Below are 12059 nucleotides of genomic sequence, written 5' to 3'. Positions count from 1 at the left end.
TCTTGTCTCGCCACGGTCCAGACGGAAGGCGGATTTCCGTGACTTATCCGCCTGTGCGCAACTGTCGGGCGCGGGTCAGAATGGCATCTTCGACGGCGGTGATGGTTTCCTGACTGACCGGACCGCTGCGTGTGTAAAGCGATACGTTGAGGGCACGGGCGTCGAGGGCCGGATCGGTGACGTTGATCACGGCACGATAGGCGGTGCCGCCACCCGGGGGCGTGCCGTAGCCGGTGAGGATCACGCCTGTGAACGGATCGGCGGATTGCACGGGCAGGAACGAGAGCACATCGAGCGCACCGTTCCAGATGTATTTGTTGACCTGAACGCTGTCGGAAACCGTGTTCGCACCGCCGCCGAAAATCTTACGTCTGGTGCGCTGTTCGAGGACGATGGTTTCACCATTCGGAAGTTCGACCGCTTGTCCGGTGGACTTGGCGTCGATGGTTTCGCCCTCGGTGGTGGTCTCGGTCGAGCCGCCAGAGAAGGGGCCGGAGCCGATGGAGCCGCCGACGCTATCGCCGAGTGAACTCAGGCCGTCAAAAGCGCCACAACCAGAAAGCGTTATGGCAAACGCCAGCGCCAAAATATGGGGTCCGCGAAACATACAAAGCTCCCTCTTCCACGTTGCGGCAACCGTATCGCCCGCGTCGGGAAGGGACAAGCCTTAAGAACGCAAAAGAAAAGGGCCGCCCCGAAGGACGGCCCTAAAGACTGTGTCTGTTCTTCTAAAATTAGAAGGCCAGGGACAGAGCCAGCGTGGTGCCGGAGAGCAGTTCGTAGCCGCCGGTCACAGTGTCGATATCATCGGTGATGATGTCGGCTGCTGCGTCGCCGGTGTAGTCAGCGAAGGAAGCGATGAAGGAAGCGCCGCCGCCGAGGTCGTAGTCAGCAACGATGTAACCTGCGAAGTCGTCGTCGGTGAGGGAGTCACCGTCGATGTAACCAGCGGAGACAACGAGACCGGTGCCGAGGTCGTAGCCAGCGCCGATGCCGTACTCGTCGGAACCTTGGATGGTTTTCCAGTAAGCGCGAGCAACGATCGGGCCGTCTGCGTAGTCAACGGAAACACCGTAGGTGTCGTCGCCGAGGGATTCAGCTACGTAGTATGCGCCGAGGGTGTAAGCACCAACCGGGTAAGCAACGGAGAGACCGAGGGAGTCTTCGCCAGCGGTTTCGTCGGAAGCGTAAGCAACGAGCAGGTCTGCGCCGCCGAGAGCGAAGCCAGCGGAGAGGCCGAAGATTTCGTTGCCGTTGAAGTCGCCGTTGCCGTAGCCAGCGTTCGACGGGATGAAGGTGCCAGCGTCGGTGTCTTCTTCCTGGTAAGCAACGGAGAGGTCAACCATGCCAACGGTGGTGGTCATACCAAAGCCGAGCTGGTAAACTTCGCCGCCGTCGATGGCGCCAACGTTACGCTCGTAGATACCGCCGGACAGGCCAGCTTCGATGGAGCCGATGGTGCCGGTCAGTTTGAGAACTGCTTCGCCGTCAACTTCGGAGAAGCCGTCGTTTGCCATGTCGGACACGCCGTTCCAGTAGGAAACAGCAGCGTACTCGGTGTCACCATAGGTGAGCGCCATCATGTCGTTGGACAGGGACAGGGTCAGGTTGTCGTCTGCGGAGAAGTCAGCGTCGGTGAAATCTTCACCGTTGTCGTCGAGCTCGAGGCCGTAGGTCATGGTTGCGACCCAGCCGTTGTTCAGCTCAGCGGAAGCGGAGATGTCAACGTCAACGTCAACGTATACGCCGTCTTCGTAGTCATCGTTGTAGCCCAGGGTGCCGTTGCCGGTCCAGGTGATTTCTGCAGAAGCAGCGCCGGCGAATGCGACGATTGCTGCGGAAGAAAGAAGGATCTTTTTCATTTTTTCCCTCGTGGAATTTGAAATATCAGGCATGCCGGCTGACCCGACACATGGCGAGATGAATGCTCCGAAGTTGGGCTTGGGTCAAGGAAACGCGCCACGCCTTGGCAAGCTGTCTGAAAAATGATGCAAAGACGCCACACACCTGTTGCCCGTGGGTTGTATGGGACGTAAATAAACCAAGGAATGTGGGTCCGTTCGAAACAGGAGGCAGATATGGGGCTTATGGAGATCAAAAACCGTATCAAGGATGAGGCTGTTCGGGTTGGACGTGCCCCTGAGAGTGTTCAGTTGATCGCGGTTTCCAAGGTTCAGCCGGATGAGCGGGTCGAGGCGGTCCTTTCAGAAGGGCACCGTGTTTTCGGAGAAAACCGTGTGCAGGAGGCGGCAGGGAAGTGGCCTGCGTTTAAAGAAAAGTTCGACGGTGTTGAATTGCACCTCATCGGGCCGCTTCAGACAAACAAGGCCCGTCAGGCGATGGACCTCTTTGATGTGATCCATACGGTGGACAGGTTAAAGCTCGCTAAAGCCATCGCGCGTCTGGCCGAGGAGATGGGGCACTGTCCGCGTCTCTTTATACAGGTGAATACGGGTGAGGAGCCGCAGAAGGCGGGGGTGAGTCCGGCCGAAGCGGATGAATTCATTCAGGAATGTCGCGATTTGGGCCTGCCGATTGAGGGTCTGATGTGCATTCCGCCCGCCGACGAGGAGCCGTCTCTGCACTTCGCCCTCTTGAAAAAGATTGCCGTGCGCAACGGGCTTGAAGGCCTCTCAATGGGGATGTCCGGCGATTTTGAGACCGCGATTGCGCAGGGGGCGACTCATGTGCGGGTTGGCTCCGCGATCTTTGGTGAACGCGATTATCACTGAGAAAACGGGGGTCTGCACAGCGTCGGCTAAGTGTCGGACAAGTGTCGGACCCCGCGCGTGTTGCGTTTACCGGATGATAAGGCGTGTGGCGGGCGTCACCCGTTCCGCGATCCAGCGCAGGTGATCGGCACGAAATGCGACACAGCCCTCTGTCGGGTGGCGCGGCTTGCGCCAGCGGTGGACAAAAATGGCGGAGCCTTTGCCCGGCGTCGCATCCGGCCAGTTCCAATCGGTGATCAGCACAAGATCATAGAGACGGTCGGCGCGGCGCATCTTTTCGTGGCTCGCGGAAAACGGCGCGTGGACGAGGTGGTTATAAGAGGGGTGATCCCCCGCATCGCACCACAGATCGCCGACTCGGATTTTCTCAGCCGTCAGCGCCGGAATCCGGTCCGCCCTATAATAGAGTCTCGGCAGGTGGTGGATGCCGCGCGGACTCGCCCCGTCGCCTTCGCGTTTGTCAGAGGTGATTCCGCCCTTGCCAATCGCACAGGGAAAGCGCCGCCCCATAAACCGCGCGCCCCAGCGGGTGACGACAATGTCGGTCGCTTTGATCACAGGAGATGCCCGGACTTGCGGGCCTTGGTGGCGAGATAGGCCTCGTTGAAGCGGGTCTCACCGACCTTGAGCGGCACGCGTTCCGTCACCTTGATCCCCTGATCTTCCATGCGGGCGATTTTTTTCGGGTTGTTGGTGAGCAGGCGGACAGAGGAAAAGCCCATCTCCTTGAGAATGGCGGCGCCAATACGGAAATCGCGTTCGTCGTCTTCAAAGCCGAGGCGGTGGTTGGCCTCAACGGTGTCGAAGCCCTGATCCTGAAGAGAGTAGGCGCGCATCTTGTTCGCGTGCCCGATGCCGCGACCTTCCTGATTGAGATAGAGAAGCACGCCGCTCCCTTCCTCACCCATCTGGGCCAAGGCTGCGTTGAGCTGCGGGCCACAGTCGCATTTCTGGGAACCAAAGATGTCGCCGGTGAAACAGGCAGAGTGCAGACGGGCGAGCACAGGTTTGCTTCGATCCGGTTTGCCGATCTCGACGACATAGTGCTCTTCCTCACCATCATCTGGGCGGAAGACGTGGACGCGGCTCTTTTCCGACGCGACCAGAGGCACGCGGGCGTGGACGACATCATGGAGCGGCGCGAGGTCCGCCATGAGCGGGAGCGCCTCTTCGACACGGAGGGTGGAGAGGCCGAGCGATGCGGCGAGGGGTAGCGGGTCCTGAATGTCCACAACGAGCGCGGCGGGCAGGAGGCGCGCGGATTTGGCGAGGGCAATTGCGGCACGCGCGCGGATCGCGTCGCCGTCGCGGATCGTGCGGAACGGCCCCTTCATCGGGTGGGTCAGGTCGTCGGCGGGATCAGCCACCGATTCAATCCAGCCCGTCGTGGCGTCACTCGGCAGGCTCAGGCGGGCCAGATCGCCATCATAGGCGCGGGCAGAAAGCGTTTCGGCGCGGCGGGACGTGATGGCGAGGACGGGGGCACCGAGCTCTTTGAGGTCATCCAGACGCTCTTTGCAAAGGCCTTCGGCGGCGACGATGAGGGAGGCACCGGAATTCGACAAAAGAACAACAGGCACGCCCATGCGCATGTCGGCGCGGGCGCGCGCAATGAGTTCGGAAATGTTCGGCGCTAGGCTCATCGGTGTCGATCCTGACGTATAGATCGTTATTATCAGGCCCCTGCTGTAGCGGGATTTGACATAAAGTGAAACATTCTCCGCGATTTTCACACGCTTGCGTGAGCCGATTGTTGCAAATCTTGTCGTGGGGCCACTTCGGGCGCACATCACGGATAATACACGAACAAAGGAGGTCTCTGTGATGGCCACTCTGAAAAAGATTCTGCTGGTTGATGATGATGACGATCTGCGCGAAGCGCTCAGCGAGCAGTTGGTGATGACCGAAGACTTCGACGTGTTCGAAGCGGACAGCGGTGCGAGCGCGGTCGAGAAGGCGAAAGAAGCGCATTACGATCTTCTGATCCTCGACGTGGGCCTGCCGGACACGGACGGGCGCGAGCTTTGTAAACGTCTGCGCAAGTCGGGCGTGAAGTCCCCGATCCTGATGCTCACCGGTCATGACACCGATGCTGATACGATTCTCGGCCTTGATGCGGGTGCGAACGACTACATCACGAAACCGTTCAAATTCCCTGTGCTTCTGGCCCGTATCCGCGCACAGCTTCGCACGCATGAACAATCCGAAGCGGCTGTGTTCCAGCTCGGGCCGTATACGTTCAAGCCGGCGCAGAAGATGCTCGTTACCGAAGATGACAAGAAAATCCGCCTGACGGAAAAAGAGACCAACATTCTCAAATTCCTCTACCGCGCGACCGAAGGCGTCGTGCCGCGGGATATCCTGTTGCATGAGGTGTGGGGCTATAATGCGGGCGTGACCACCCACACGCTTGAGACCCACATCTACCGTCTCCGCCAGAAGATTGAGCCCGATCCCTCGAACGCACGTTTGCTCGTGACCGAGGCCGGTGGGTACCGTCTCGCGTCGTGATGAAAAAATCCGTTTTGCGCGGGAACCTTTGGGGGCCTGCGCGAGTTGGACTGATGAAAGCCCCCTCGCACATCGGGGCAATGATGTGCGTCCCTCGTCCCTATGACTGCCCGGCCTTTGTGCCGGGCATTTTTTTGTGCGCGTTTTTGTGTGGGTCGTGCGGGATTGGACGGTGGCGGTTCGCGGGATTTGTGACTAGGTTTTCCTGACATTATTGCGGAGACCCCTATGCCCTTTACCCTTGCCACCTGGAACATCAATTCCGTGCGCCTGCGTGAGCCGATTGTGCTCAAGCTTCTCGAAGAGGAGGCGCCGGATGTGCTGTGCTTGCAGGAGTGCAAGTCGCCGGTGGAGAAGATCCCGATGGATGGCTTTCGGGCGCTTGGCTATACGCACATGGTTGCGCGGGGCCAGAAGGGCTACAACGGCGTCGCCATCCTGTCGAAAATTCCGATGGTTGAAGCAGGGGCAGAGGACTTTGCGTCCTTGGGCCATGCGCGCCACATCGCAGGGAAGTTGGAGAACGGTGTGACGATCCACAACTTCTATGTGCCTGCGGGCGGGGACAAACCGGATCGGGAGATCAACGAAAAGTTCGGGCAAAAGCTCGATTACCTCACGGAGATGCGCGACGCGTTTCATGCGGACACGCCGGAGAAAGCGATCCTCGTGGGCGATCTGAACATCGCGCCGCGTGAGGATGATGTCTGGAACCACAAGCAACTCCTGAAAATCGTGTCGCATACGCCGATTGAGGTTGAGCATCTCGCCCAGACGCAGGATGCAGGCAACTGGGTCGATATCACGCGGCAGGATATTCCCGAGGGGCTCTTATATTCGTGGTGGTCCTATCGCGCGAAGGATTGGGATGCGGCGGATAAAGGGCGTCGTCTCGACCATATCTGGGCCACGCCGGACATTTCGAACGCTGCGCATGGGAGCCGTGTCCTGCGTGACGCGCGGGGATGGGAGCAGCCGTCCGACCACGCGCCGGTGTTTGCGACCTTCGATCTTTAAAAACCATGCCGAAAGGCGCATATATCGCTCAAGCAAGCAGATAAGGGAGAGCCGACAATGGATCTCGGACAGATGAATGGCGCTGCGCATGGCGCATATGTGAAAGATGTAACCGAAGCTGACTTCATGGCGGAGGTGATTGACGCCTCGCAGGAAACCCCTGTGATCGTCGATTTCTGGGCGCCGTGGTGTGGTCCGTGTAAGCAACTCGGGCCGGCACTTGAGGCCGAGGTCGAGGCCGCCGGTGGCGCTGTGAAAATGGCGAAAGTGAACGTCGACGAGAACCAGATGATCGCAGGCCAGATGCGCGTGCAATCGATCCCGACCGTCTATGCCTTCTTCAAAGGTCAGCCGGTGGACGGGTTCCAAGGCGCTCTCCCGCCGTCGCAAGTCAAAGAGTTCGTGAGCAAAATTGCGGCGCTGAACGTGGACGAGAGCCTCAACGACGCCGTTGAAGCCGCCGATGAAATGTTCGAAGCAGGCGAATTCGACGATGCCGCGCAGACCTATGCCGCCATCCTCGAAGAGGACGACAAGCTCGCCGCCGCCTATGCGGGTCTCGCCAAATGCCACCTTGTGAAAGGTGAAGTGGACGAGGCCGAAGCCGTGATCAACGGTGCGCCTGCCGAGGTGTCGTCTGACGCGGCAATTGAGGCCGTGCACGCGCAAATCGCGCTCGCCCGCGAAGCTGAGGACGCTGGTCCGGTGGCGGAACTGGCCGCGAAAGTCGAGGCCGACCCGACCGATATGCAGGCGCGTTTTGACCTCGCCGTCGCGCAACACGCAGCCGGTGACATCGAAGCCGCCGTCGAAACCCTTCTCGCCGCGTTCAAACAGGATCGCGAGTGGAATGAGGGTGCTGTGAAGGACCAGCTCTTCAAGATTTTCGACAGCCTGAAACCGAACGATCCGATTGCTCTCACCGGTCGGCGGAAATTGTCCTCTATGCTGTTTGCCTGATCGCTTTGTCGATCTAGCTATAGGGCATGTTGACCGCAGCTGACCTTCCAGAGACGATACCTATCTTTCCACTTTCCGGGGCGCTCCTGTTGCCCCGGGCGAAGCTGCCCCTGCATATTTTCGAGCCGCGTTATTTACAGATGCTCGAAGACTGCATGAAAACGCCTGGTCGTCTGATCGGGATGGTGCAGCCGCGCAGTGGGGCAGGGGCCGGAAAGCTCAACGCCATCGGATGTGCCGGACGCCTCACCGCGTTTTCGGAAACCGAAGACGGGCGCTATATGGTCACGCTGACGGGTGTGTCGCGTTTCCGCCTGCTCGCGGAAACGACCGGATTTTCCCCGTATCGCAAGTTCACGGTCGATTGGTCGGATTTCTCCGGCGATCTCGGCGCTGCGGAGCATGATCCCGGATTGCGGCGCAACGCCTTCATGGATTTGCTCAAGCGCTATCTGAGCGAAGAGGAACTGCGCACGGATTGGGAAAGTCTCGGTCAGGTTGAAGACGAGATGCTGATCAATTCGCTGTCGATGCTCTGCCCGTTTGAACCCGAAGACAAACAGGCGCTTTTGGAGGCGCCGACTCTTTCCATTCGTCGTGAAACTCTGGTAACGCTCATGGAGTTCGCTCTCCATGGGGGCTCCAACGAGGATATGATGTGATGGCCAACGAGACCCAACCTGCCTTTGACCGCCGTATGATCGAGGCACTCGTGTGCCCGCAGACCCATGGTGTGCTGACCTACGACGCAGAGGCGCAGGAATTGATCTCGAAGACTGCCGGTCTCGCCTATCCGATCCGGAACGGTATTCCGATCATGCTCGTGTCCGAGGCGCGTCACCTCGACGACTGAGGGCGACGACCCAGGGCAGCGCTTAGAACGGCTGCCCCTTTAGCAATTTTGGCAAATCCCCGTTCACACCGGCGGCCTCACGAATGGCGGCGCGGCGCACACCTGTCATGGCGTTGACGGCGCCCATTCCAATGTCACGCGCCATGCGCAGGATCGGGTTGTCGTTTGAAAACAGCTTGTTAAAGCTGTCCGTCATGAGGGCCATGGTGGAAATGTCGAACCGGCGCCATTGGGCGTAGCGGTCGAGAACGTCCTCCCGCCCGATGTCTTCGCCACGGCGATGGGCCTCAATCAGCACTTCGGCGAGCGCGCCGACGTCTTTGAGACCCGCGTTCAAACCCTGACCCGCAATCGGGTGCATCCCGTGGGCTGCATCGCCGACGAGAGCCACGCGCGGGCCATAAAAGGCATTCGCGAGCGTGATGTTGAGCGGATAGGTGAAGCGTTTTCCGGCCAGCGAAATTTCCCCGAGGAAGTCGCCAAAGCGTGGGCGCAGAACGGCGAGGTAATCCTCATCCGAGAGTGATTGAATCTGTTCCGCCATCTTTTCCGTCTCGGTCCAGACGATGGAACTCTGGTTGTTCGGAAGCGGCAGGATCGCGAGCGGGCCAGGCGGCAGGAAATACTGATGCGCGCAGCCGTTGTGGGGTTTCTCGTGCGAAATGGCGCAGACGAGGGCGGTTTGACCATAACCCCATCCGGTGCGACCGATCCCTGCGCGCTGGGCGACTCCGGATTTGCGACCGTCACAGCCGATCACGACTTTGCCTGCGAGTTGGCGACCGTCGCTCAGCGTCAGGCGGACCTGCGCGATATCGACGTCCTGTTCGGTGACGAGACCCTCGACCTGTGTGATGCGGTCGTGCGCGTCCAGAGCATTGAGGAAGGCTTGGCGCAGATAGCGGTCCTCGACCATGTACCCCATTGGGCTTTCGTCGATTTCCCCGTCGCGGAATTCGAGCATGAAGGGCGCGGGACCCTGACCCGGTTTACCGTCGGTGACTTTCACATCGAGGATTGGCTGAGCGTGATCCGCGACCGCGCCCCAGACACCGACCGCGCGAAGGAGGCGATGCGAGGCGAGGGAGAGCGCATAGCCGCGCCCGTCGAAGGCGTCACTAGCGCGCGCGTCCCGCGGAAGGGTGTCGATCACTGTGACAGTGAGGCCCGCGTCTGCACAGGCGAGCGCGAGGGCGGGACCATTCAGGCCGCCGCCAACAATCAGAACATCACTGGTGGGAATTTGATCTTGGGTCATGCCGTCACTCCTTGGCGCAAATATGACGCGCGAGACGGGATTGTCCATGCGTTCTTGCGCCGCTAGCTTGTGCGGGAAGCATGAGAGGACGGGCCATGGCCGATATTTTTGAGATGAGCATGTGTGATTTGGGGCGGGCCATCGGGTCCGGCGACATTGATCCGCGTGATTTGGCCGCAGATTACCTCGATCGGGCGAAGGCGCATCCGTTTTCCGACCGGATTTACGCGCGGTTCATGGAAGATCGCGCCATGGCGGAGGCCGAAGCGGCCTATGATCGCGCGCGCCTGAACGTGCGTCGCGGATTGCTCGACGGGGTGCCGGTGTCTTGGAAAGATCTGTTCGATACGGCGGGTGTGGCGACGGAGGCAGGGTCTGCACTGCTCAAGGATCGTATCCCGCCGCGCGATGCCGAAGCGTTGCGGCGTGCGTCGGCGGCGGGTCTGGTGGCTCTGGGCAAGACGCATATGTCGGAGCTTGCCTTCTCCGGTCTCGGTCTCAACCCGATCACGGCGACGACGCCTTGTGTGAATGATCATGAGGCTGTGTCCGGTGGATCATCCTCTGGCGCTGCGGGATCGGTCGCCTTTGGCCTCGCGCCGGGGGCTATCGGGTCGGACACTGGCGGATCGGTGCGGATTCCGTCGGCTTGGAACGATCTTGTGGGCCTCAAAACCACGTCCGGTCGCCTGTCGCTCGACGGTGTTGTCCCACTGGCGGCGGGGTTTGATACGGTCGGAACTCTGGTGCGGACGGTTGAGGACGCGGCAGAAGTGTTTGCGATTCTTGATGGCTCTGCCGCGCCGGACCTGAAAGGTGCGACGCTTGCGGGTAAGCATCTGTTGCTGCTTGAGAATGTCGTGTTCGACGATATTCGTGACGCCCCACGTGCGGCGTTTGAGGCGGCGGTTGAAAAGCTCAGAGAAGCAGGTGCAGAGATTGTCCACGGCACGGTGGATGCGGTCACGGAGGCGATGGACCTGTCCGGCATCCTGTTCACGGTCGAGGCCTATGCTGAATGGCGCGATGTGATTGAAGCCAACCCGGACCTCATGTTTGAACGCATCCTTGAGCGGTTCCGGTCCGGCGGGGCCTTCACGGGTGCGTCTTACGTGGCGGGGTGGAAGACACTCGAGCGACTGCGCGCGGCGTATCTCAAGGCGACGGCAGGGTTCGATGCGGTGATCCTACCCACAGCGCCGATCCTGCCGCCGAATGCGGAGCGCCTCATGACGGATGCAGAGTATTACGTGACCGAGAACCTCCTCGCGCTGCGCAATACGCGGGTCGGGAATCTCATGGGGCTCACCGCGCTCACGCTGCCGACGGGAATTCCGTCCTGCGGGATCACGCTCCAGACGCCGCCAATGACGGAAAAGCGCCTGCTGCGTCTCGGGGCGGCGGCGGAGGCTGCGCTGGCGTAAAAGCCACAACGAAATCGCGGGCGACGTCTTTCTCTGGACCGAAAGGCTCAGTGCGGTTATCCTGATCCCAATCATCCGGGCAAAAAGATCCGGTAAAACAGAGGCAGTAGCAGTTTCATGACGTTCCCTGAGCGGTTTTCCAACCTGCCGGAATATGCTTTCCCGCGTTTGCGGAGCCTTCTCGACGCGCATGCGCCGGGTGGGGAAGTGATGCATATGACCATCGGCGAACCCCGCCACGCGATGCCCGATTTTGTGGGCGACGTGCTGGCCGAAAATATCGCCGGATTTGCCAAATATCCGAACAACAACGGCACGGACGAGTTGCTGACATCCATCGCGGATTGGGTCGGTCGCCGGTTCGGCGTCACGCTGTCGCCGGACACGCAGATCATGGCGCTCAACGGCACGCGCGAGGGGCTGATGAACGCCTGTCTCGCGCTCTGCCCCGAGACGAAGAACGGCAAAACGCCGGTAGTGCTCACGCCGAACCCGTTCTATCAGGTCTACGCCGTCGCAGCGGTGACTGTGGGTGCGGAGCCTGTGTTTGTGCCGGCCACGCGTGAGACAGGTTTCCTGCCGGACTATGCATCTCTGCCGACCGAGGTGCTCGACCGCACGGCGATTGCCTATATATGTAGCCCGTCCAACCCGCAGGGGGCGATTGCCTCGCGCGACTATCTGCGTGATTTGATTGCCCTCGCCGAGAAGCATGATTTCAAAGTCTTCGCCGACGAGTGCTATTCCGAGATTTATCGCGATGAGGCCCCCACGGGGGCGCTTGATGTCGCGAAAGAGATGGGCGCGGACCCTGAACGCGTCGTGATTTTCCATTCGCTGTCGAAACGGTCGAACCTCCCCGGGCTTCGGTCCGGGTTTGTGGCGTCGGGGCCGGAGAATATCCTGCGCATCCGTCGCCTCCGCGCCTATTCCGGTGCGCCGCTGCCGGGGCCGATTCAGGCCGTGTCGGCACGGGTTTGGGCGGATGAGGAACATGTAATTTCCTCGCGCAAACTCTACGCCGAGAAATTCGACCTCGCCGACGAGATTTTTGACGGGATCGACGGGGCGAAGGCCCCCGATGCAGGGTTCTTCCTCTGGCTTCCGGTTGCGGACGGCGAAGAAGCGGCGATGAAGCTCTGGACCGAGACGGGTGTGCGGGTTTTGCCGGGCGCCTATCTGTCGCGGGATGTGAACGGGGAGAACCCCGGCAAAGGATATATTCGGGTCGCTTTGGTGGCTCCAAAAGAAGAAACGCAGCGCGGGCTTATTACGCTCCGTGACTGTTTGTACGGGTAAAGGGG

Annotated in this window: 13 protein-coding genes; 8 read left to right on the top strand and 5 right to left on the bottom strand. The window is 60.3% G+C overall.

The genetic code is table 11. The features are described from left to right. Positions 1–43: 43 nt before the first annotated feature. Positions 44–607: a DUF3576 domain-containing protein gene (locus LA304_RS00320; RefSeq protein WP_224501125.1), complete on the bottom strand. Its 564-nt coding sequence runs from the start codon at positions 605–607 to the stop codon at positions 44–46. A gap of 127 nt (positions 608–734) precedes the next feature. After that, a complete protein-coding gene (locus LA304_RS00315; protein WP_224501124.1) occupies positions 735–1862 on the bottom strand; it encodes a porin in 1128 nt (375 codons plus the stop codon). A gap of 216 nt (positions 1863–2078) precedes the next feature. Between LA304_RS00315 and LA304_RS00310 the strand changes: the two genes are divergently transcribed. Beyond that, positions 2079–2732 (top strand): YggS family pyridoxal phosphate-dependent enzyme, encoded by a 654-nt coding sequence (locus LA304_RS00310; protein ID WP_224501123.1) that lies wholly within the window; start codon positions 2079–2081, stop codon positions 2730–2732. Between the two features lie 66 nt (positions 2733–2798). Here LA304_RS00310 and LA304_RS00305 read toward each other — a convergent pair whose 3' ends face one another. Then, positions 2799–3287, bottom strand: a complete 489-nt coding sequence (locus LA304_RS00305; RefSeq protein WP_224501366.1) for a L,D-transpeptidase family protein — start codon at positions 3285–3287, stop codon at positions 2799–2801. After that, positions 3287–4375 carry a GTP cyclohydrolase II gene (gene ribA / locus LA304_RS00300; RefSeq protein WP_224501122.1) on the bottom strand — a complete coding sequence of 363 codons (1089 nt, stop codon included), beginning with the start codon at positions 4373–4375 and terminating at the stop codon, positions 3287–3289. The genes LA304_RS00305 and ribA overlap by 1 nt, the downstream gene beginning before the upstream one ends. A gap of 181 nt (positions 4376–4556) precedes the next feature. Here ribA and LA304_RS00295 point away from each other — a divergent pair, with 181 nt between their 5' ends. The 5 genes from LA304_RS00295 (at position 4557) to LA304_RS00275 (ending at position 8073) form a co-directional block, all read left to right on the top strand. After that, positions 4557–5243, top strand: coding sequence for a response regulator transcription factor (locus LA304_RS00295; protein WP_224501121.1), 687 nt, complete (start codon positions 4557–4559; stop codon positions 5241–5243). 228 nt (positions 5244–5471) lie between these two features. Beyond that, positions 5472–6260, top strand: coding sequence for an exodeoxyribonuclease III (locus LA304_RS00290; RefSeq protein WP_224501120.1), 789 nt, complete (start codon positions 5472–5474; stop codon positions 6258–6260). 57 nt (positions 6261–6317) lie between these two features. Beyond that, positions 6318–7220 (top strand): thioredoxin family protein, encoded by a 903-nt coding sequence (locus tag LA304_RS00285; protein ID WP_224501119.1) that lies wholly within the window; start codon positions 6318–6320, stop codon positions 7218–7220. A gap of 26 nt (positions 7221–7246) precedes the next feature. Next, positions 7247–7882 (top strand): LON peptidase substrate-binding domain-containing protein, encoded by a 636-nt coding sequence (locus tag LA304_RS00280; protein ID WP_224501118.1) that lies wholly within the window; start codon positions 7247–7249, stop codon positions 7880–7882. After that, positions 7882–8073 (top strand): Trm112 family protein, encoded by a 192-nt coding sequence (locus LA304_RS00275; RefSeq protein ID WP_224501117.1) that lies wholly within the window; start codon positions 7882–7884, stop codon positions 8071–8073. Before LA304_RS00280 ends, LA304_RS00275 begins: the two co-directional genes overlap by 1 nt. 22 nt (positions 8074–8095) lie before the next feature. On the opposite strand, the gene LA304_RS00270 is transcribed toward LA304_RS00275, so the two are convergent. Continuing rightward, on the bottom strand, positions 8096–9331 hold the full coding sequence (locus LA304_RS00270; RefSeq protein ID WP_224501116.1) for an FAD-dependent monooxygenase: 1236 nt from the start codon (positions 9329–9331) through the stop codon (positions 8096–8098). Positions 9332–9426: 95 nt separating this feature from the next. On the opposite strand from LA304_RS00270, the gene LA304_RS00265 reads away from it, so the two are divergent. Then, positions 9427–10755, top strand: a complete 1329-nt coding sequence (locus LA304_RS00265) for an amidase (RefSeq protein WP_224501115.1) — start codon at positions 9427–9429, stop codon at positions 10753–10755. Between the two features lie 117 nt (positions 10756–10872). After that, complete coding sequence (locus LA304_RS00260) at positions 10873–12054, top strand: aminotransferase class I/II-fold pyridoxal phosphate-dependent enzyme (protein ID WP_224501114.1); 1182 nt, start codon at positions 10873–10875, stop codon at positions 12052–12054. Positions 12055–12059 lie beyond the last annotated feature (5 nt).

The sequence above is a fragment of the Celeribacter litoreus genome, from assembly GCF_020165855.1.
In the GTDB taxonomy this organism is placed as follows: domain Bacteria; phylum Pseudomonadota; class Alphaproteobacteria; order Rhodobacterales; family Rhodobacteraceae; genus Celeribacter; species Celeribacter litoreus.
The sequence above is the reverse complement of the archived record's forward strand: the minus strand, read 5'-3'. Positions and strand labels throughout refer to the sequence as shown.

Excerpts from the sequence above, each read along its gene's own strand:
- LA304_RS00280 (WP_224501118.1), top strand. The coding sequence starts at position 7,247 with ATGTTGACCGCAGCTGACCTTCCAGAGACGATACCTATCTTTCCACTT.
- LA304_RS00315 (WP_224501124.1), bottom strand. The coding sequence starts at position 1,862 with ATGAAAAAGATCCTTCTTTCTTCCGCAGCAATCGTCGCATTCGCCGGC.
- LA304_RS00320 (WP_224501125.1), bottom strand. The coding sequence starts at position 607 with ATGTTTCGCGGACCCCATATTTTGGCGCTGGCGTTTGCCATAACGCTT.
- LA304_RS00285 (WP_224501119.1), top strand. The coding sequence starts at position 6,318 with ATGGATCTCGGACAGATGAATGGCGCTGCGCATGGCGCATATGTGAAA.
- LA304_RS00290 (WP_224501120.1), top strand. The coding sequence starts at position 5,472 with ATGCCCTTTACCCTTGCCACCTGGAACATCAATTCCGTGCGCCTGCGT.
- ribA (WP_224501122.1), bottom strand. The coding sequence starts at position 4,375 with ATGAGCCTAGCGCCGAACATTTCCGAACTCATTGCGCGCGCCCGCGCC.
- LA304_RS00260 (WP_224501114.1), top strand. The coding sequence starts at position 10,873 with ATGACGTTCCCTGAGCGGTTTTCCAACCTGCCGGAATATGCTTTCCCG.
- LA304_RS00310 (WP_224501123.1), top strand. The coding sequence starts at position 2,079 with ATGGGGCTTATGGAGATCAAAAACCGTATCAAGGATGAGGCTGTTCGG.
- LA304_RS00275 (WP_224501117.1), top strand. The coding sequence starts at position 7,882 with ATGGCCAACGAGACCCAACCTGCCTTTGACCGCCGTATGATCGAGGCA.
- LA304_RS00265 (WP_224501115.1), top strand. The coding sequence starts at position 9,427 with ATGGCCGATATTTTTGAGATGAGCATGTGTGATTTGGGGCGGGCCATC.
- LA304_RS00295 (WP_224501121.1), top strand. The coding sequence starts at position 4,557 with ATGGCCACTCTGAAAAAGATTCTGCTGGTTGATGATGATGACGATCTG.
- LA304_RS00270 (WP_224501116.1), bottom strand. The coding sequence starts at position 9,331 with ATGACCCAAGATCAAATTCCCACCAGTGATGTTCTGATTGTTGGCGGC.